At 40.0% G+C, this 18519-nt stretch carries 18 protein-coding genes and 1 pseudogene; 8 read left to right on the top strand and 11 right to left on the bottom strand.

Features of this window, described 5'->3' with window-relative positions:
• Nucleotides 1-180: 180 nt before the first annotated feature.
• Nucleotides 181-1107, top strand: a complete 927-nt coding sequence (locus V7K85_RS36640) for an MBL fold metallo-hydrolase (protein ID WP_442940618.1) — start codon at nt 181-183, stop codon at nt 1105-1107.
• Between the two features lie 304 nt (nt 1108-1411).
• Here V7K85_RS36640 and V7K85_RS24500 read toward each other — a convergent pair whose 3' ends face one another.
• A complete protein-coding gene (locus V7K85_RS24500; RefSeq protein WP_334817383.1) occupies nt 1412-2215 on the bottom strand; it encodes a PEP-CTERM sorting domain-containing protein in 804 nt (267 codons plus the stop codon).
• Nucleotides 2216-2398: 183 nt separating this feature from the next.
• Here V7K85_RS24500 and V7K85_RS24495 point away from each other — a divergent pair, with 183 nt between their 5' ends.
• The gene (locus tag V7K85_RS24495; protein ID WP_334817381.1) at nt 2399-2539 is read left to right on the top strand and encodes a hypothetical protein; all 141 of its coding nucleotides are present in this window, start codon (nt 2399-2401) and stop codon (nt 2537-2539) included.
• Between the two features lie 295 nt (nt 2540-2834).
• Here V7K85_RS24495 and V7K85_RS24490 read toward each other — a convergent pair whose 3' ends face one another.
• From V7K85_RS24490 to modA, 3 genes are all read right to left on the bottom strand, one after another.
• Nucleotides 2835-3491, bottom strand: coding sequence for a PEP-CTERM sorting domain-containing protein (locus V7K85_RS24490; protein WP_334817379.1), 657 nt, complete (start codon nt 3489-3491; stop codon nt 2835-2837).
• Between the two features lie 277 nt (nt 3492-3768).
• Nucleotides 3769-4341 carry a hypothetical protein gene (locus V7K85_RS24485; protein ID WP_334817377.1) on the bottom strand — a complete coding sequence of 191 codons (573 nt, stop codon included), beginning with the start codon at nt 4339-4341 and terminating at the stop codon, nt 3769-3771.
• Between the two features lie 65 nt (nt 4342-4406).
• Nucleotides 4407-5264 carry a molybdate ABC transporter substrate-binding protein gene (modA, locus tag V7K85_RS24480; protein ID WP_334817375.1) on the bottom strand — a complete coding sequence of 286 codons (858 nt, stop codon included), beginning with the start codon at nt 5262-5264 and terminating at the stop codon, nt 4407-4409.
• A gap of 764 nt (nt 5265-6028) precedes the next feature.
• Between modA and V7K85_RS24475 the strand changes: the two genes are divergently transcribed.
• Nucleotides 6029-6430 carry a fasciclin domain-containing protein gene (locus tag V7K85_RS24475; protein ID WP_334817373.1) on the top strand — a complete coding sequence of 134 codons (402 nt, stop codon included), beginning with the start codon at nt 6029-6031 and terminating at the stop codon, nt 6428-6430.
• 196 nt (nt 6431-6626) lie between these two features.
• Here the strand turns inward: V7K85_RS24475 and sfsA are convergent, their stop codons facing one another.
• Nucleotides 6627-7352 (bottom strand): DNA/RNA nuclease SfsA, encoded by a 726-nt coding sequence (gene sfsA / locus V7K85_RS24470; RefSeq protein WP_334817371.1) that lies wholly within the window; start codon nt 7350-7352, stop codon nt 6627-6629.
• 259 nt (nt 7353-7611) lie between these two features.
• Here sfsA and V7K85_RS24465 point away from each other — a divergent pair, with 259 nt between their 5' ends.
• Complete coding sequence (locus V7K85_RS24465; RefSeq protein ID WP_334817369.1) at nt 7612-8280, top strand: 2OG-Fe dioxygenase family protein; 669 nt, start codon at nt 7612-7614, stop codon at nt 8278-8280.
• Nucleotides 8281-8282: 2 nt separating this feature from the next.
• Here V7K85_RS24465 and V7K85_RS24460 read toward each other — a convergent pair.
• Nucleotides 8283-8583, bottom strand: a pseudogene (locus V7K85_RS24460) (DUF711 family protein); the annotation flags it as partial.
• 482 nt (nt 8584-9065) lie between these two features.
• Here V7K85_RS24460 and V7K85_RS24455 point away from each other — a divergent pair.
• Together V7K85_RS24455 and V7K85_RS24450 are read left to right on the top strand one after the other, a co-directional pair.
• The gene (locus tag V7K85_RS24455; protein WP_334817367.1) at nt 9066-10334 is read left to right on the top strand and encodes a tetratricopeptide repeat protein; all 1269 of its coding nucleotides are present in this window, start codon (nt 9066-9068) and stop codon (nt 10332-10334) included.
• A gap of 39 nt (nt 10335-10373) precedes the next feature.
• Nucleotides 10374-10499 carry a hypothetical protein gene (locus V7K85_RS24450; protein ID WP_334817365.1) on the top strand — a complete coding sequence of 42 codons (126 nt, stop codon included), beginning with the start codon at nt 10374-10376 and terminating at the stop codon, nt 10497-10499.
• A gap of 12 nt (nt 10500-10511) precedes the next feature.
• Here the strand turns inward: V7K85_RS24450 and V7K85_RS24445 are convergent, their stop codons facing one another.
• The 4 genes from V7K85_RS24445 to hemE form a co-directional block, all read right to left on the bottom strand.
• Nucleotides 10512-10862, bottom strand: coding sequence for a 4a-hydroxytetrahydrobiopterin dehydratase (locus tag V7K85_RS24445; RefSeq protein ID WP_334817363.1), 351 nt, complete (start codon nt 10860-10862; stop codon nt 10512-10514).
• Nucleotides 10863-11208: 346 nt separating this feature from the next.
• Nucleotides 11209-12807 carry a B12-binding domain-containing radical SAM protein gene (locus tag V7K85_RS24440; RefSeq protein ID WP_334817362.1) on the bottom strand — a complete coding sequence of 533 codons (1599 nt, stop codon included), beginning with the start codon at nt 12805-12807 and terminating at the stop codon, nt 11209-11211.
• A 219-nt stretch (nt 12808-13026) separates the two neighbouring features.
• The gene (locus V7K85_RS24435; protein ID WP_334817361.1) at nt 13027-13983 is read right to left on the bottom strand and encodes an NAD-dependent epimerase/dehydratase family protein; all 957 of its coding nucleotides are present in this window, start codon (nt 13981-13983) and stop codon (nt 13027-13029) included.
• Between the two features lie 209 nt (nt 13984-14192).
• Complete coding sequence (gene hemE, locus V7K85_RS24430; RefSeq protein WP_334817359.1) at nt 14193-15254, bottom strand: uroporphyrinogen decarboxylase; 1062 nt, start codon at nt 15252-15254, stop codon at nt 14193-14195.
• Nucleotides 15255-15476: 222 nt separating this feature from the next.
• On the opposite strand from hemE, the gene V7K85_RS24425 reads away from it, so the two are divergent.
• Nucleotides 15477-16214: a hypothetical protein gene (locus V7K85_RS24425; protein ID WP_334817357.1), complete on the top strand. Its 738-nt coding sequence runs from the start codon at nt 15477-15479 to the stop codon at nt 16212-16214.
• Nucleotides 16215-16323: 109 nt separating this feature from the next.
• Here the strand turns inward: V7K85_RS24425 and V7K85_RS24420 are convergent, their stop codons facing one another.
• Entirely contained in the window at nt 16324-17643 is a 1320-nt protein-coding gene (locus tag V7K85_RS24420) for an ABC transporter substrate-binding protein (RefSeq protein WP_334817355.1), read from the bottom strand.
• A gap of 104 nt (nt 17644-17747) precedes the next feature.
• On the opposite strand from V7K85_RS24420, the gene V7K85_RS24415 reads away from it, so the two are divergent.
• Complete coding sequence (locus V7K85_RS24415; protein ID WP_334817353.1) at nt 17748-18491, top strand: class I SAM-dependent methyltransferase; 744 nt, start codon at nt 17748-17750, stop codon at nt 18489-18491.
• Nucleotides 18492-18519: the final 28 nt, after the last annotated feature.

Below are 18519 nucleotides of genomic sequence, written 5' to 3'. Positions count from 1 at the left end.
CAGGAGTTTGAGGATGGGGTGAATGTGAGCATCTGCGAACGGGGAACGCACAAAGATATCGTTTTGCAAGTCAAGCGGATTGTCAACTGCACTGGTGCAAATTGTGATTACCTCAGATTGCAGCACCCATTAGTCGCTAGCCTTCAAGAACAACGGCTGATCCGTCCCAACAGATTGTCAATGGGAATCGACACTGCCCGAAATGGTGCGCTAATTGATGCAGATGGAAATACATCTCAAATGCTGTACACCTTGGGGACACCACGTAAGGGCAATCTTTGGGAAACCACCGCTGTTCCCGAAATTCGAGTTCAAGCTGCAAGTTTGGCGCAGGAGTTACTGAAATCCCTCAATCCAAAACCCGATGCTACTACTTTCGTGTTGAATAAACCTGCTATGTTATTTCGTCAACTATTCGATAAAGAATCAAGTACTTATACTTACCTGATTGCTGATCCGGAAAGTAAAACAGCTATCTTAGTTGATCCTGTGTTGGAACAGGTCGAACGTGATCTTCAGATATTGCGACAATTGGGGCTAACTCTACGCTACTGTCTGGAAACTCACATCCATGCTGACCACATCACTGGGACAGACAGACTCAGATCACTTACGGGTTGTTTGGGGATTGTGCCTGAGAATGCCGCGGCTACCTGTGCAGACCAGTACATTGCCGATGGGAATATGTTGGAATTGGGGAACGTGCAGATTCGGGCGATCGCTACCCCTGGTCACACTGACAGCCACATGACATACTTAGTCAACGACACTCATCTATTAACTGGAGATGCACTATTCATCGGGGGTTGCGGTCGTACCGACTTCCAAAGCGGCGACGCTGGATCACTGTATGATGCCGTTACTCAGAAGCTATTCACATTACCGGATGACACCTTGGTATATCCTGCTCACGACTACCAGGGACAGACAGTATCCACCATTGGCGAGGAAAAGTGCTGGAATCCTCGGTTTGCAGGACGCAGCCGCAACCAGTTTATCGAATTAATGAAAAACCTCAACTTACCCAAACCGAAAAAGATGCTGGAAGCTGTACCTGCAAATCAGCATTGTGGCAGAGTTTTAGTTGCATTAGATTATCAAATTTGATAATTTAGCTATGGAAAGGGCAGGGCTATTTCATTCTAAAATGTCACGTTTTATGCTTACGGGTTAATTCTGACAAAATGGGCATTTTTGAGGGGTAGGTTCGTTGCTAAATTATTGTTTTTCACAAAAAGATTCGTAAAAACTGCCCTAAAAATAGAATGAAATAGCCCTGATGGAAAGGGTAAGCCGATGTCTACAACAGGCTGTTCAGTGACGCACTTTTTCTATTGAGATTGTATGGTGATGTCTAACGACAAGCCGCTGCGCGTCTACGCTCTGTTATTTTCCGAGAGAGTTATTCTTTCTAACTAATTGCTTTCTTTTTCTTCAGCCATATTCCCAACAACCCAGCAATTACTATTTCTCCAATAGTTGATGGCTCAGGCACAGGTATTACACTCACATTATCTAAGTATAAAAATGCGTATTTATCCACATTCCCAAACTTTAACTCTGTGGATGATGTGTCTGCTGTGAAATTGAACTTATATTGCGTGTACGGTTGAAAAGAAATGTTTTTTTGATCAAAAATCTTATTTCCACCTACAAATGTCTGAAATTCATTATCAAGGTCAGGGGCCTCGTCTATAGATGCTAAATAGTAACTCAGCTCGTATTTCTGACCAGGTTGTGTAGAAAGTATCTGCGATATATAGCTGAGGTCTACAAATCCACCAAGTGATAAACCCTGATTACCACTTTGAGGAAAATTGCTAATTCTAGTTCCTGATGTATTGATCGGATCGCCAAACTTAGTCCATCCTGTAATATTAGGATTTGTAGTCTTAGGATTATTAGGATCTACGAGGGGGTCGAGTTCAAATCCTCCATTAAAAACAAGGTCTCTAGGATCTGGAACATAGTTGGGATCATATTGTGCTTGCGCTACTGGAATATAAGTACCAGTAATCACAGCAGTGCTAGCTAAGGTAGTAGTAAAACTAAAAACAATAATTGAGAGTTTTTTAGTTAACTTTATAAAACTTGACTCCAAATAATTTCCTATTCCGACAATTAAAACAAGTTGATATAGCGGTGTGCAGTTGAGTGAGATACAAAAACTTTGCTGAAATGATTTGACAGCAGGGATTTTGGTGTTCTCATCCAATCGATAGCCGCTATATAAGAATAAGATTTTATTTTTTCAAAAATCTAAGACTCAAAAACCCGTATTATCACGGGTTGATTTGGAATTTTGTTCATAAATAATATAGGATTTCTATAGTTATATCAGTTGCCACGTAACTTAAGATATAGGATATATAAAGAAGTGATTTATTTTCGTATTTCTATGGCAAACCCTTACAGCTATGATCTGCAAGGAAAAGTGATAGAGGCGATTAAACTCAATGGGATGAAGCGTTACAAAGCCAGTGAATTCTTCAACATCAGTCGTAATACTATCAATATATGGTTTCAGCGTCGGAGGTAAACGGGTGACTTTAAATGCCGAAGTCAGAGCGCATCGGGGCAATCGGCACAAAACCACCGACTGGGATAAGTTTCGAGCATTCGTAGAAACCACGGGGACAAAAAAACTCAGGTGGAGATGGGCGAACTGTGGGAGGACGATATTAGCGTTAGATTATCAAATTTTAACTTGATTCAGCTATCAAAAAAGTAAGGCAAACTCTACGACGAGCTATTCGGTGATACACCTTTTTTAGTTAAGTTGCGTAGAGTTCGCTCTGTTGTTTTCCGAAAGTAACAAAAAAGGGCTATTCTTTCTAGCTAATTGCCTTCTTTTTCTTCAGCCATATTCCCAATAAACCAGCAACTGCTACTCCTCCAATTGTTGATGGCTCAGGCACAGTCAAAGGTTTTACACTCACATTATCCAAGTATAAAAATCCATATTTATCCCAATTTCCAAACTTTAACTCCGTGGATAATGCGTCTGCCGTGAAATTGAACTTATATTGCGTGTATGGTTGAAAAGAAATGTCTTTTTGATCAAAAATCTTATTTCCACCTACAAATGTCTGAAATTGATTATCAAGGTCAGGGGCCTCATCTATAGATGCTAAATAGTAACTAAGTTCATATTTCTGACCAGGTTGTGTAGAAAGCGTCTGTGATATGTAGCTAAGGTCTATAAATCCACTAAGTGATAAGCCCTGATTACCACTATCATGCTGAGGAAAATTGCTTATTCTTATCCCTGATATATCCATCGGATCACCAGACTTAGCCCATCCTGTAACATTAGGATTTGTAACGTTAGGATCATTAGGATCTACGAGGGGGTCGAGTTCAAAGCTTCCGTTTTTAACAAGTTCTGCCGCTTGTACTCCTGCATTATAAATATTAGTAATTACAGCAGTGCTAATTAAGGTAGTAGTAAAACTAAAAACAATAATTGAGAGTTTTTTAGTTAAATTCATGAAACTTGACTCCAAAAAATTGTAAATTTGACAACTAAAACAAGTTGATAGTTACATGCATGCTGGCTTTCAGTAGTGTCAATAAAAATGAACACTTTCTTCTGGTTTATAAGAGTTAGCTATAGATATGGATCATGATTCATCCACCCAAAGCGATTTTTCTCAATAAACCCATGATGGAGTTTTTAAATCAGATGAATTTTAGTGGCATTCTTGACACTATGGAGCCAGACATTGCTTAGGCTTTTACCTGTGGTTTATTCATCCCCATCATCTATCACCAATTCTTCCCAATAGCTTTGACACTCACATCATCCAAATATAAAAAAGCAGACCTTGCGAAAGAACCAAACTTTATCTCTGTGTTTCTTCCTTTTGCTCTAAAATCTAAGGTGTATTGCTTATAAGGTTGGAAAGGAGTATCATTTTTAACAGAAACCTTCTTTCCATTTATAAAAACCTGAAATTTATTGTTAATGTCAGGCTCCTCCTCTATGGATGCGAAATAGTAAGTAAGTTGGTAGCGTCGACCAACAACTGTAGGGATAGTCTGTGATATGTAGTTAATGCCTGAAAATGCGCCAAGCGATAAACCTTGGTTACCACTGTGAGGAAAGTTACTAATTGTAGTACCTGGAGCGCCAGATTGAAGCCATCCAGTAACATTAGGATTTACACCGTTAGGATTATTAGGATCTGCCAGAGGGTCGGTTTCAAATCCCCCGTTAAAGACTAGCTCTTGTCCTTCCGCTTGTGCTGCTGACTTATAAGTATTGGTAATCACAGCAGTATGAAAGAAGACAGTGGTCAAACTACAAACAATAATTGAGAGTTTTTTAGTGAACTTCACAAGACATTACTCCAAATAGTTCAAAATTAACGACAACGACTACTTAATTGATTTACTTTGTGGTATTAAGGCGCAAGAAACCCATAATTATTTTTGAAGATATTCTGGGCAGTACTACCAGTTAAGTAAGTAGAAAAACTCTGGGCTGTCGTTAAAACTTTAGTTTTGGTGAGTATACCCAGTGGATAGACAATCAGATCACTCTCTGTTGTTAGGGCAGTTTGTACGACTTTTACCTTTTTAGAAATGGCAGCATCAGTTTTGTAAACGATACCTGCGTTGATAGTTTTATTTACACCTTTAACAGTTACAGAAGCTTTATTTTCAACAGCAGTTAAAACGTTACGCACATTGCTAGCAAGGTATAATTTAGGACTTAGAGTAGTGAAAATACCTCGCTTAGTCAGAACTTGTTTGGCATAATTTCCTGCTGGTACAACTGGAGGAGTGCCTGTGTAGTCACCTATAGCAATACCACTAATATTGGCATTGGTTAAACCATTGAAGCTAGTGAGAGCCGCACTACCAGCACTAACAGGGGGCGTCGTCGGAGTAATTAAAACTAGACGGTTTCTGACAATGTTTTTACGGCTACCTGCTACCAATTTACTTGGGCTTGAATTCTGCAAAACATTTATTTGGTCGTTGGCAGCAGAAATGAAAATATCTGCTGGAGATCCTGCTTGTATTTGCTTGAGCAAGGTACCAGAAGCACCAAATGTATAAACAACGTTGACACCTGGGTTAGCATTTTGGTACTGAGTCTTTATGGCATTCAGCGCGTTTGTTAAGCTGACTGCCGCATACACGTTAAGTGTGGTTGCGGAACTTGCTGGTGAAAAATTGACAAACTGTAAGCCAATTACCAGCATCATGCTGGTAACTGCCGTAGCAATCCAAGCAATAAGTCTTCTTCTTTTCATGAAAGTTATAGTTTGGGGAAAATATTACCTAAAGGTCTCATTATTTACATACAGGACTTACGCACAGGCAGGAGAAAAACCAACTACACAAAAGGCAGAGGATAGAAAAAAATGAGACTTTCATAGTGTTTTTGCGTAAGTCCTACGTATAATCAATTCTGGAAATGAACAGCCAATCACAATTGCTAAAAACATTAGTGTGATGGGAATTTATGATTTCCAAGTAGGATTACACAAACAATGAGTGAAATCTGTCTGGTGATGAAATAATATCAGTTAAATACCCTCTTTACCAATATTTTTGGTTATAAATTCCTGACAAAAGGCTAGGGCAAAGAAATATAAATACTGAAAAAGCTCTACATTGGCTATTTAGTAAAGGTAATATTAAAAATTTTCATGGAACTCCTAAATAGCGAAAACCCTAGTTTATACCAACTTTTTAAAATTAAGATGCCTTCAACCATCTTTTCAACTAATTTTTTTGGTAAAAGAATGCTTTATTCACACTAGTGAACAGCGATCGCCCCTACAGCTGTCTAGAAAAAGCAGCGATGCCTGCGGCGGTAAAATACGCATCCAGGAGTGCTTGTAACTCATCCACCCAGACAATGTACATAATAATTTTTTATTTGTATAAAAATATATATAAACTTTTATGATATCAATAAATAATTTTATTTGACATACACCTAATGATAGATAGATTTTATGAAGAAAATAGCTTAGGTTTGTAACAGATTACACAGAACTGGGTAAAGCACATGGCCAACATAATTGACACTGCCACTAATAATGGTTCTTTCACGACACTAGTTGCAGCAATCCAAGCAGCCGGTCTGGTAGATACACTGAAAGGTGATGGGCCATTCACCGTCTTCGCACCCACTGATGAAGCGTTTAATAAGCTTCCAGCAGGTACAGTAGACGCATTACTGAAAGATATTCCAAAGCTCAAGAAAATCTTGACCTATCATGTTGTCTCAGGTAAGGTACTAGCTGCTGATGTAGCTAAACTGAAGACAGCTAAAACAGTTGAAGGTTCAGAGGTGAAAATTGACGCTTCTAATGGCGTCAAGATCAATGATGCAAAAGTTGCAACAGCAGATGTTGCTGCTGATAACGGTGTCATCCACGTCATTGATACAGTTTTGATTCCTGCATAAGCAAACCTCAGAATAGCGAATGCTATTTGTGGGGCGGCGACTACCTATAGTCGTTTGTTGATTACAGTCTGGTTGGATGTCTTTTAGTAAACATCAACTACCAATAAGTCCATCTAGACAATATCTAGATGGATTTATTGTTTCATGCGTTTAGAGACCTTGCATTGCAACGTCTCTAATGTTTGATTAGATGTAATCAAATTTTTAGTTTTGCCAAACCCAAATAACGGATACCTTCGGGGGAAATATCAAAACGGCAAGGTAAGACTTCTAAACCAAGAGCGATCGCATCCCGTAATAATTTACCATATACAGGATCTGTGCGATCGCCAGGGGAAAACTCAGTACAATCACTACGATTGATAAAGTAAAGCATCACCGCACGAGTTAGAGGTAGCAGCGCCATTAGTTCTCGCAAGTGCTTTTGTCCTCTTGTAGTCTCCGTGTCAGGAAATAGGGCTAATCTCCCATCAGAAAAAGTTGTATTTTTAACTTCTAAGTAAATTGGGCGTTCCTGATTACTCCCCGTCAAGAAAAAATCCACTCGACTTTTTTTATCTAGCCCATAAATCACTTCGCCCTTGATTTGACTATAGTCGCCCAATTCTGGAAAAAGGTGTTTCGCTAAAGCTAGCTTTATCACTCGATTGGGTAAAAAAGTATTTATGCCTACCCAAGTCGGCTCGTTATCATCGACCTGAATTAGTTCTAAAGTGTAAGCCAATTTGCGGTTAAGATTATCGCTTTTGGAAAGCTGTACCGCACTTTGGGGAGTCGAGACTCCAGTCATTGGCCCTGTATTGGGACAATGTGCTGTGACTATTTCGCCAGAAGTAAGTTGAACGTCAGCAAAAAACCGCTTGTAGCGTTTTAGCAGAATACCCGGATACAAAGGCGGGTAACGGTAAAGCCAATCAATCATTATCGAACCTTATTGCTGCTAGTAAATATACGTCGATTTCTTCCCCACTGAACCCCTATCAGCAAATCTTTTTAGCAGCTACTCATACACCCATGAGGATTACTCCGCCCTGTGACATAAATTGACAGTTTGTTATCATAAACTGTCAGTTTATGTAGTCACTTTAACAACATCTTAATAAAAAGTAGCATATACTAAGTATTATAAGCCTCTCATAAAAAAATCTGGGAGAATTTCAACGTGCAAGGAGGTAAATCCTATGCAAAAGGTGGGGACAGCAACGGAATTAGAATATGCTTTTCTGTTTACTCTCAGAAAGGTAAATTCGATCAATCTAGAAGGTTTCAAGCCATTTTTTAGTAATATGCCTATTGACCCTTATATCAAAGGCAATTATCGTTCGAGAAGATTATCTCGGTTCACAGTCTCTGGAAATGAGTTAATCAAATTACCTCATGGCTACTTCTTTCAAAGTAAAGAGTATAATCGATTAATGGGTGACATAAAAAGAGAGTTTGCAGAATTAGATGATGCACTCATAGAACTTGATATTTTTAGAAATCTTGTCTTAGGATTTAGTGATTCTTGTAAACTTCATCCAGAAGCTGAAATCGGTGTTCATCAAATTAGAATTATTTGTTCACCAGATAATTCAGCTAATCCAGCGCCGGAAGGTATCCATCAAGACGGTACTGATTTTATTGGCATATTCTCAGTAAATAGAGATAATATTGAAGGTGGAGAAACACATTTGTATACTGCCAAAAAAGAAAAGCCTGTGTTTAGCAAAGTTCTAAATCCGGGGGAACTCTTATTGGTCAATGATCATGATTTTTTCCACTTCGCCAATCCGATAAAACCACAAACTGATGCTCAAGGTAGTTGGGATATTTTTGTACTGACTTCTCCTAGCTTGCTTTCAGAATAATTTTAGTTAACTGTAAATATTTTACAATCTACGAGATATGGGGAATTGAATGTAGTCATTTCCCCAACTTTTTTATTTAAAATTGGAAATAATCGGGTTGATATGTGGTTTATCTAACTTGATGGCTAAAGTTTCTATATCAATTAATCAAGCTGCAATTGCTTCAATTGTGATATCACCTGGAATCGCAAGTGTATCCAGTCCATAGTCACAAACTGCTGAATATAATAAGAAATTTATAATATCATAGGTTTGCTCGTTAGCTCTGGTAGCTAGTCCAATATCTTCATAAACCTGAAGCATATTGGTACAACTTATTATTGATTAGGAGGAATCAAATTTTTAGCCTGGATTTGCAGTAAATTTAACTCCAAAATCTGGACGTGTACAATATTCCATTGGGTGAATTATATTCATAACAACTTAGAGTATGTTTGAAAAGTATTTTGCTGTGATTTTAGGCACTTATTGATCCCCCCTAACCCACGCCAGTCGCTCCACTTGGGGAGACCCCTGTTCCCGCGCTGGCTCCCCTTAAAAAGGGGGGAACCGGAATCAAAGTCCCCCAATTTATCGGGGGATTTAGGAGGATCTAAAACGTTTTGCTACCGACAAAAGGACTTTTCAAACATCCTCTTAGGGCAGTGTGTTCATTTTAATTCACTGAAAATATGAAATGAAGCAAAGCCACGCTGAATACTTAGAATATTAAGAGTGAGTGTATAGGTTAGGCTACGAAGCAAGCCTGCTGGAATTCAACTAACTCAATCAACCAAACAAATGCCATGAATGACGAATTCTACAATAGAGGATTGGAAAAGGCTAGGCGAAAAGACTATGCTGGAGCAATTGAGGAATTTAACCATGCTTTACAACTGACACCTTACTTTCTTGAAGCTTACTTGCAACGGGGTTTGGCACATTATGACTCAGGAGCAATCCATAATGCTGTTTCAGATTATACCGAAGCCCTGAAGCTTAATCCTGAGAGTGTAAAGGGATATTATTGTCGTGGATTAGCAAGGGTGGCACTGAAAAATCTACCGGGGGCGCTGGAGGATGTTGAACGCGCTATTCGTCTGAATCTAAATTATGCTGCTGCTTATAATCTGCGGGGGATGGTGCGGCGCAAACAGGGTTATATTCAAGATGCGATCGCTAACTTTAAAAAAGCTGCACAATTATATTTAGAACAACAGGATAAAGAGAATTGTCGCCTGTGTCTGGAACAAATTAAACAGCTACAACCCAAAGAATTACCTGTTGTACAGCAATCGCGTTCCACCAATGCGCCAATTTTATCCACGAATGATTATTTTACGCAATTATTAGAAAAGGCTGAAAAGGGAGATACGCAAGAGGCACTCGCCGATTTAAATTGGGTATTAAAAGCCGATCCGCAAGATGCCCAAGCTTACTGCTGTCGTGGGGTTGTGCGTTGTAAAATGGGGAATTATCGAGAAGCGATCGCAGATTTTAATCAAGCATTGCGATTAAATTTTCAAGATGCGATTGTCTATCGCAACCGTGGCAAAGCCCGTTCTGTATTGGGAGATCATCAAGGTGCGATCGCGGATCTTAACCAAGCACTCCAGATGCAACCCGAAGATCCCTTAGTCTATATTGCCAGAGGTAATGCCTATCGGACAACGGGTAACTATCTCGGTGCAATTCAAGATTACACCCAAGCGCTGCAAATAAATCCTGATGATGCTCAAGCTTACTACAATCGCGGCATTACCTATACTTGTTTAGAAGAAATGCAAAACGCCGTGGAAGATTATCAACGGGCGGCGAGTATCTTTTGTGAACAAGAAGACTGGGGAAATTATCAACAAGTCTTAAGTAGCCTAGAAAAAATCCATAAATTTAGTCCAGAGTCAAAAAAGCAAAAATATAATTTGCTACGTCAGCGACTTTTACGAATGGTTGGGGGATATTGGGAAATTGCCGAACGATTAATTCAGCAGAAGCAGGATTACTATCCTGGGATGTCAGACGAATGGTATTTGCAAAAAGTAATTGATGATTTAGAACGCGATCGCGGTAGATAAAATATAAATGCCACTACACACGTAAATTCACTCGTACACTTGTCAAGTGCTGATGTCGGCGCTGCCCATCTAGTGGATACGGAACCAAGTGAAACTTTAGAAGAGGCAATTTCAGCACTCAAGGCGAAAATAGTAGAACTGTTGGGAGCTTTTTCGGCAGTTTGAAGCCCCACCGCTCTAGGCAGCAAACCCAGTAGCGATTTCATCGGTCTTAGCTGCCATAATGAAATCATTGCGATGCAGTCCTTGAATCGCGTGTGTCCACCAAGTAACTGTTACCTTGCCCCATTCAGTAAGCAAAGCAGGGTGATGTCCTTGTTTGTCAGCCTCTTCACCCACTCGTTGAGTGAAGGCTAGTGCTGTTTGAAAATCGGGAAACTTGTAGACGCACTGTAAATGTGACTCACCATTCTCCTCAATTATCTTCCAATTGGGTATCTGAGGCTGAAGTTCAGCAATTTCCGTCTCAGTTACTGGCGGCGAATCACCACTACAGGGAACGCAAGTTTTTTGTAGTAAAGCTTCCAAAGTCCAATACTCCTTCACGAGCAACAATTGAAATTTCGCGTGCTGAATCAGTGATGGTTAGAGATAATCCCTAATTCAGTAGTCTGACTCTAATTTCAGCTTACTACTGCTAACTTGAATCGACTAACATTTTGTGTGTAATGTAAATTAAAACCTAAAAAGCTTTATAAGCAATCTAAGGGTTGAGTGACAGGGATAGCCTGTTGGTTAATTGACAAATGCCAATTGACACCTGTCAGCGAATGGTTGTAAAGTAATTTAAACTCATCTATTGCATTCATTTACTTTTAATTAAGAACAGATAATAAGTAATTTATTTACTATTACCTATTACCCGTTACTACGCTTAACTAACTACCGCTTCAGCTTTTTCCTCTACTTTTTCCTTAACTAGCACATATGGCTTTTCTGTACCTTGTGCCAAATATTCAGCTAGCTGACTTTCGATTTGATCGCGCACAATTTGGCGATATTCTAGAAAATGCTCATTGTGGGCGCAGGCAGCAATGTAATGTTCAACAACTCCTGGGTTACGCTTGATGATGCTGAACAAATGATGCCAGAATTTCCAGCGAGTTTCCCGTTTGATTCCTTGTCGCCAAATTACAGTCAGCAGCGCTCTAATAACTATCCACTCAGGCATTTTGGCTGGTGCTTTCCAACTCGGCAAACCCATCATCAAGAAACAGCGATAGGTACGATCCAAGTATTGCACTGGGTCGTATAAAGTACAAAATGCCTCAATATATTCTCGTGCAAGTTCTTCCAGGGGACGGGTGGGGAGGAAGTTCATCAATGTTGTCTGGTTGATGTTGCCATCTTGATTTTCCCGTAGTCGTCCTTCTTTTTTCAGGCGATGCCAAAGCGCGGTGTTTGGTAACGCTTGCAACATGGCAAAGGTTGTAGAGGGAATAGCTGCTTGTTCAGCAAAGCGGACAATGCGATCGCCTGCGCCTGCTTTTTCGCCATCAAAGCCGATAATAAACCCAGCCATTGGGCGCAATCCCGCTTTGGTGATGGTTTGCACTGCCTCAGTTAGGGAACTGCGAGTATTTTGAAACTTTTTGGTCATTTGCAAACTATCCTCATCCGGCGTTTCGATTCCCAAAAACACCGCCGAGAAACCACACTCAACCATCAACTCCAACATTTCTGAGTCTTGTGCTAAGTCAACTGAAGCTTCAGTGTCAAATCGGAAGGGATACTTGTGTTCTGCCATCCAGACTTTTAACTCTTTGAGCAACAATTTCACATTTCGCTTGTTACCAATAAAGTTATCATCCACCATGAACACACCCCGCCGCCAACCCAATTTGTAGAGGTAATCTAACTCTGCCAACAGTTGTGCTGGGGCTTTGGTGCGCGGTTTGCGCCCGTAAAGAACAATAATGTCGCAAAATTCACACTGGAAGGGACACCCACGCGAAAATTGCACCGACATCATGTCATAGGCATCAAATTCTAATAAATCAAAGCGGGGTATTGGTGTGCTTGTCACATCAGGTTTTTCTGTGGCGCGGAAAGTGCCAGATGTGTCTCCCCTTTTTATTGCCTCAATAAACATGGGCAGCGTGATTTCCCCTTCATCCAGAATCAGAAAATCTGCGCCAACATTTTCAACTTCGTGAGGTACAGAGGTGGGGTAGGGGCCGCCGACTGCAACTAGCTTGCCACGTTTTTTTGCTTCCTGGATTTGGTCAAGTAAATCTTGTTTCTGGACAATCATCGCCGAGAGGATTACTACATCTGCCCATGCCCATTCTGCTTCTGTTGCTGGGCGGATGTTGCGATCAACCAGCTTGAATTCCCATTCTTGGGGCAGAATCGCGGCTACTGTTACTAAACCCAAAGGTGGTAATAAAACTTTGCGATCAACTAACTCCAAGATTTTTTCATATGACCAAAAGGTTTTGGGAAATATCGGATACACTAACAAGATTCGCATGTAGTATCAATCCTCACACTTTGATTATTATCTAACTTTAACGAAAATTAAGAGTTATTGACTTTTTATTAAAGTTGTTCTAGTTTATCACTAATATTTTTCTCTGAAATTGGAACAAATTAAGAGAATACAGCCGTCAAAAGTAAGTGTTTTGCTATGATAACTACACTCAGTAATCACAAGGCTTATTTCAATAATTAGTGTAATTTATTGCATAAACTACTTAGCAGCTTCAACACCGCTAATTTTCAAAACATCACTCATGGTTGCACAATAATTTGGCAAGTCAAAACTATGGGGATTAATTGCTTTTTCATAAGTGAAGTGCCGATAGTTCATGCAAAACCTATCCCAAGCGGCCATCTGAATGTGGAACAGAACAATAATTAAATTAGCTAATGCTATAGATATGGGAATGCGAAAGTAAATCTTTTTGCCTAGATAAGCACAAAGTTCTTTCACTGCTTGATTAGCAGTTAACGGTGCTTGACCTAAAACAAGCCGACGTGGTTGATCGCTTTCGGGAGGATGATCAATTAAATATCGCACGACAGTGGCAATGTCTCGTCCGTGGATAAAGTGAAAACTGCCATCGGCTTCCAAAAAGCGAATCAAATTAATATATTTCGTAACTTCTGGAATGCCAGAGGTTGCATGAGAATAAGGTTTATTGGCATCACCGCCTAATACTAAAGTGGGAAATACTGTGGTAATTTTGGGTGCGATCGCTAATTTTGATATCTTATGTAAGCAGTCATATTTGGAACGAATGTAATCTGTCCCAATTTCCCCAGCTTCTTTTAATGGTTGATTGTAGCGATCCAAAACGCTAGCTGTTGAAAAATAAATCACCTGCTGGCAACGTTCTGGATCTAGCAGTTCGAGCAACTCTATAGTCTTGACGACATTAATATCAAATGTCTGATCACCACCCCAAGCTGTGGCTGTGAGTACTGCTGTATCAATTGTGGATAGCAAATCGGCAAACTGGCGAATATTTTGCATATCACCTTGCAAAACGTTGATGCCTGAACGGGCCTTGGTATCAACTTGCAGTTTCCTTGGGTTCCTAACTAGCAGATACAGTTCGTGATCTGTTTCCTTAATTAAGGCTTCTGTTAAATAATGACCTATACAACCACTTGCACCAGTCACTAAAATCCGTTTCTGGCTCATACTAAGATTTTAATAAGTTAGGAGTTAGGAGTTAGGAGTTAAGAATTAAGTTAAAAGTTCCCAATCAGGAGTTATTAATCAAGTTAGGAGTTAAGAATCAAGTTAGGAGTTAGAAGTGAGGAGTTAAGAATAAAAAAATAACTTTGCACCTCGCAACTGATAACTTTATAGTTTATAACTCCTAACTCATAACTCATAACTCCTCACTCTCAAGCCTTAACTCCTGCAAGATTCAGTTCCTTTGCGGTTTCAAAGAAGAAAGCGACATTTTCTTCTGGTGTTTCTGGTAAAACACCATGACCGAGATTGAGAATGTGACCCCAATTGCCAGCTTTGCGAACGGTATCGAGGATGCGATCGCGGATAAACTGTTTAGAGCCGAATAGCACGCCTGGGTCAAGATTTCCTTGAACTTTGACTTGTTTACCCAATCTGGCTCGTGCGTCTGCCATATCCACTGCCCAGTCTACACTGACAATATCAGCGCCAGATTGTCCCATTCTTTCCAACACACCCGCACTACCGCTAACTAGCAAAATCAAAGGTGTATCGGGATGGGTTTGCTTGACTTGCTGGAAAACCCTCTGCTGATAAGGGAGAGCAAAGGTATCATAATCTTGAGGACTCAACTGACCCGCCCAAGAATCGAACATTTGTACAACTTGGGCACCAGAGTCAATTTGATAGCGGGCATAGATGGCGATCGCATCTGCTAATTTAGCTAACAATTGATGCAGTATCATCGGCTCGGAAAATGCCATGTTTTTGATGATCGAGTAGGTTTTAGAACCTTTTCCCTCTACTGCATAAGCTGCTAATGTCCACGGCGCACCCACAAAGCCCAACACCGTTGATTTATCGCCTACTTCAGAGCGCAGCGTCTGCAAAATTGTTTTGATAAATGGTAGAGCTGCTTCTGGCTCTAAGGGACGCAGACGATCAATTTGTTCTTGAGTGCGAAGGGGCGAAGAGATGATTGGCCCTTTACCTTCGGCAATATCCATCTCAATGCCCAAACCAGGTAATGGGGTGACAATATCAGAAAATAAAATTACTCCATCTGGTTGGAAGGCTCTCCACGGTTGCAACGAAACTTCAATTGCTACATCTGGAATTTCCGAGCGATCGCGAAACGAAGGATATTTTTCTCTTAAGTCTCGATATGCTTTCATATATCGTCCCGCTTGTCGCATCATCCATACAGGGGGACGATCTACTACTTCACCACGAGCAGCCCGTAAGAGATGAGGAGTCGTTGAAGAAACACCCATTTATTACTTCATCCTAAAAGTCACTTTTATATGCCACTGTTTAGCTTATCATTCTGGATTACACTTTATTAGCAAGTTGTCAGCAAAAGCACTAGTCGCTTCAAAGCATTGGGGAGTCGGAAGTAAAAATGGGATAGAACAAGAATCAACAAAGAAATTGGAATATAAAAGAATTTCGTTACTCTTGTCTGTTTTCTATACTCCCCACTCCCCTAACTTTATATGCAAACTGACTCTAACAGTCCCGATCGTGTTGCATCTGCTAATAACGAGCCTAACCCAGGAAAGCTTTTGATTCCGCGATCGCAGCGACAGAGGTTTTTTATTCAGTTTACCTTAATGACCCTGATCGGATGGGTTGTGGGTGGCGTTGCCAGTATCGCCTTAGAGAAAATTATTCTCCAAAGTCTTTCACCTAGCGTTCCTATCGAACCACAAACATGGAGCATTTTGGTCAGAAGTCTCAGTAACGTTGTATTTGCCGTGATTTTTGCTGCTGACCAGAGCCTTGTTCTTTACCGATATTTATCAGGTTGGCAGTGGCTATTTGCTACCAGTGTAGGTTGGTTGATTGCCAACGGTGTTTCTACAGCCTGGATTAACAATATTTCAACCATTGCCTCATCATTTCCTGAAGATACTTTGATTTTGGGATTTCTATCTGCGATCGCATATATAATTTCTGGAATTTGGCTAGGGATTTGCCAATGGCTGGTATTGAGGCGATATACAGCTAGCATTTGGTGGTGGAATTTTTTACCCTCAATCTCTTTTTTATTGATTACTATTTTGGTTTGGTTGCTTTTTATTGTGCAAAATTTGATTCCAGAAACCTACCGTATTCCCATATTATATTGGAGTGGACAAGGATTTACAGCAGTGATTCTAGGAGCCATACCAGCAATTGGCTTGTGTACATTGAAAAGAAATTTACATCGCAAAACTGGAGTTTCTCCCTGACTTTTATCGATATATTCCATAGCCTTAATGCTAATAGTTAATTATCTGCTTAAGCCACTGCACCTCAGAGGATATCACGAGTTCCTCAATTCCTAGTACCCAGTCCCATTTATTTATCATCCCAAATAAGTTCTAAACGCTCTTGTGCTATTTTGAGAGCTTTTTCGGGAGACTCACCCAGCAATGTAGCCTCTATAGCTCGACCAAGACTGTCAGAAAGACGGCTATATCCAGCAATAATCGGTCGAGTGCCAGCCAGAGGAATTTGTGACAAAAACACTTTTAACCAAGGTTTTTGGTTGCTGAATTGCTGATAAGCTTCACTTTGAGCAGCTTTCAGGTTAACTGGTAAAAAACCGGTTCCGATACTCCATTCTTTTTGGAATTCTTCACTCAAAACATACTCTAAAAACTTGAGTGCAGCTTGTTCTCTTGTCGGTGTGGTCTTCATCACATACATATTTCCAGTGCTGGTCACGGTAGCAGGCTTCACATTAGCAGGTATGGGGAATACCTTATAATCGACGTTGGACTTAATTATATAAGTCCAAGGGCCTGTGATCTGCATAGCAACACGACCCGCAATAAAAGCGTCTTCTTCATAACCTCGCTCTGGGGAAGAAAGTGTTGCCGAACCATCTGTTAACAAATCGTGCCAAAATTTTAAGGCTGCGATCGCTCCGGGATTCGTCAGATTCGGGTGGTTATTCGTCACAATCTCTCCCCCAGCGCTCAATAAAAAGGGGAACCAACTAAAGACAGTCCATTCTTCCTTTCCTAAAGGCAGTAATATTCCGTACTGTTCAGGTTGATTATCCCCATTCCGATCTATGGTTAATTTTTTGGCGACTTCCCTCAACTCTTCCCATGTCTTGGGAATTTGCGTAATTCCCGCAGCTTGGAAAAGTTTAGGTCGGTAAAAAATGCCTAAATTGCTGGTGTAGAGTGGGATTGACCAAAGATGACCGTCTAATTTTAATTCTTCCCATAGGTTGGGGCTAATTTCCGACTTCAATGGCAATTTGTCCAGCCATTTTTCTAAAGGTCGAATTGCCCCTAGTTCTATAAACTGACCTGTCAATTGAGGATCGAATGATAGAATATCTGGAGGCGCATTGCCCACAACTGCTGTTAATATTTTTGGCAATTGGGGTTGACCTATGAAGATAGATTCCACCTGAACATCAGTATGACTCTGATTAAATTTATCTACTAGTTTGTTAAACACATCCCGATTAATAGGAGGATTGATTGATTGCCATAGACTCAGATGAATTATACCGTCATTCTTCTGAACTTTCCCTTGACAACCAGATAAAAATATTATAAATATACTGAAAAAAATTAATAGAAGTGAAAGTCGCCAAGCCGAATTGATCAACTTGCGAGAAAAATGCTGAATTTGAGATTGCAAAAGGGTAAGGTTCATGCCAATTATTAAATGTGTTGGGTGTCTATCACGTTACTATTCTTAGAGGTTGTTTGAAATTATTCTATTATAGAATACGTTGATTTAATTGTGACACAACTTTTATGATGAACTCTACCACCCCTTCTTTCTTAAATAGCTTTTTAGAAAATTCCTTTCACTTCAAGAATCATCTACAAGATTTTTTACATTTAGAGCCAGAAACCATAGAGACAAAGTTAGCAGCAGCACAAGAAGAAATAAAAAACTTAGGACACAAAGATTTTAATTGGCAAGAAGCAAGTGCTTTCTATAGTGAGAAAATAGGAGAACTTTACTTATTTGAATTGGGGGCTTGGCATCTGTCAAGTCATGAGTATATTGGAGATATGTTGCGGTTGATTGCAGATTATGCCCAAGGTCGAGTGTTAGATTTTGGTGGTGGAATAGGAACTCATGCCCTTGGCGCTGCTCTTTGCCCACAAGTTGACCAAGTAATCTATTATGATATTAATCCGATCAATCGTGATTTTGTTCAGTATCGCTCTGAGAAAATGGGACTGGATAAAAAAATAGTTTTTGCTCTTGAAATGCCTGCAAAAGATAAATTTGATACGATTTTGTGCTTTGATGTTTTAGAACATGTGTTAGATCCTAGCCAGCAGTTATTACAATTTTATCAAGCTTTGAACTCTGAAGGTAAGATGATAGTGAATTGGTATTTCTTTAAAGGTTTTAATCAAGAATACCCTTTTCATTTAGATGATCCTAAAGTAGTAAAAATATTTTTCCATACACTTCAGAGTCACTTCTTAGAGGTTTTTCACCCTTACCTGATTACAACCCGCTGCTACCGTAAGCAGAGTTGAATTTAATTTCATGTCTTTTGGGTGGAGC

The organism is Nostoc sp., from assembly GCF_036917615.1.
In the GTDB taxonomy this organism is placed as follows: Bacteria; Cyanobacteriota; Cyanobacteriia; order Cyanobacteriales; family Nostocaceae; genus Nostoc.
This window is presented reverse-complemented; position numbering and strand designations above follow the sequence as displayed.

Coding starts and splice junctions, on each gene's coding strand:
- V7K85_RS36640 (WP_442940618.1), top strand. CDS start 181: ATGGGAATCGACACTGCCCGAAATGGTGCGCTAATTGATGCAGATGGA.
- V7K85_RS24495 (WP_334817381.1), top strand. CDS start 2,399: ATGGCAAACCCTTACAGCTATGATCTGCAAGGAAAAGTGATAGAGGCG.
- V7K85_RS24490 (WP_334817379.1), bottom strand. CDS start 3,491: ATGAATTTAACTAAAAAACTCTCAATTATTGTTTTTAGTTTTACTACT.
- modA (WP_334817375.1), bottom strand. CDS start 5,264: ATGAAAAGAAGAAGACTTATTGCTTGGATTGCTACGGCAGTTACCAGC.
- V7K85_RS24475 (WP_334817373.1), top strand. CDS start 6,029: ATGGCCAACATAATTGACACTGCCACTAATAATGGTTCTTTCACGACA.
- sfsA (WP_334817371.1), bottom strand. CDS start 7,352: ATGATTGATTGGCTTTACCGTTACCCGCCTTTGTATCCGGGTATTCTG.
- V7K85_RS24465 (WP_334817369.1), top strand. CDS start 7,612: ATGCAAAAGGTGGGGACAGCAACGGAATTAGAATATGCTTTTCTGTTT.
- V7K85_RS24455 (WP_334817367.1), top strand. CDS start 9,066: ATGAATGACGAATTCTACAATAGAGGATTGGAAAAGGCTAGGCGAAAA.
- V7K85_RS24440 (WP_334817362.1), bottom strand. CDS start 12,807: ATGCGAATCTTGTTAGTGTATCCGATATTTCCCAAAACCTTTTGGTCA.
- V7K85_RS24435 (WP_334817361.1), bottom strand. CDS start 13,983: ATGAGCCAGAAACGGATTTTAGTGACTGGTGCAAGTGGTTGTATAGGT.
- hemE (WP_334817359.1), bottom strand. CDS start 15,254: ATGGGTGTTTCTTCAACGACTCCTCATCTCTTACGGGCTGCTCGTGGT.
- V7K85_RS24425 (WP_334817357.1), top strand. CDS start 15,477: ATGCAAACTGACTCTAACAGTCCCGATCGTGTTGCATCTGCTAATAAC.
- V7K85_RS24420 (WP_334817355.1), bottom strand. CDS start 17,643: ATGAACCTTACCCTTTTGCAATCTCAAATTCAGCATTTTTCTCGCAAG.
- V7K85_RS24415 (WP_334817353.1), top strand. CDS start 17,748: ATGATGAACTCTACCACCCCTTCTTTCTTAAATAGCTTTTTAGAAAAT.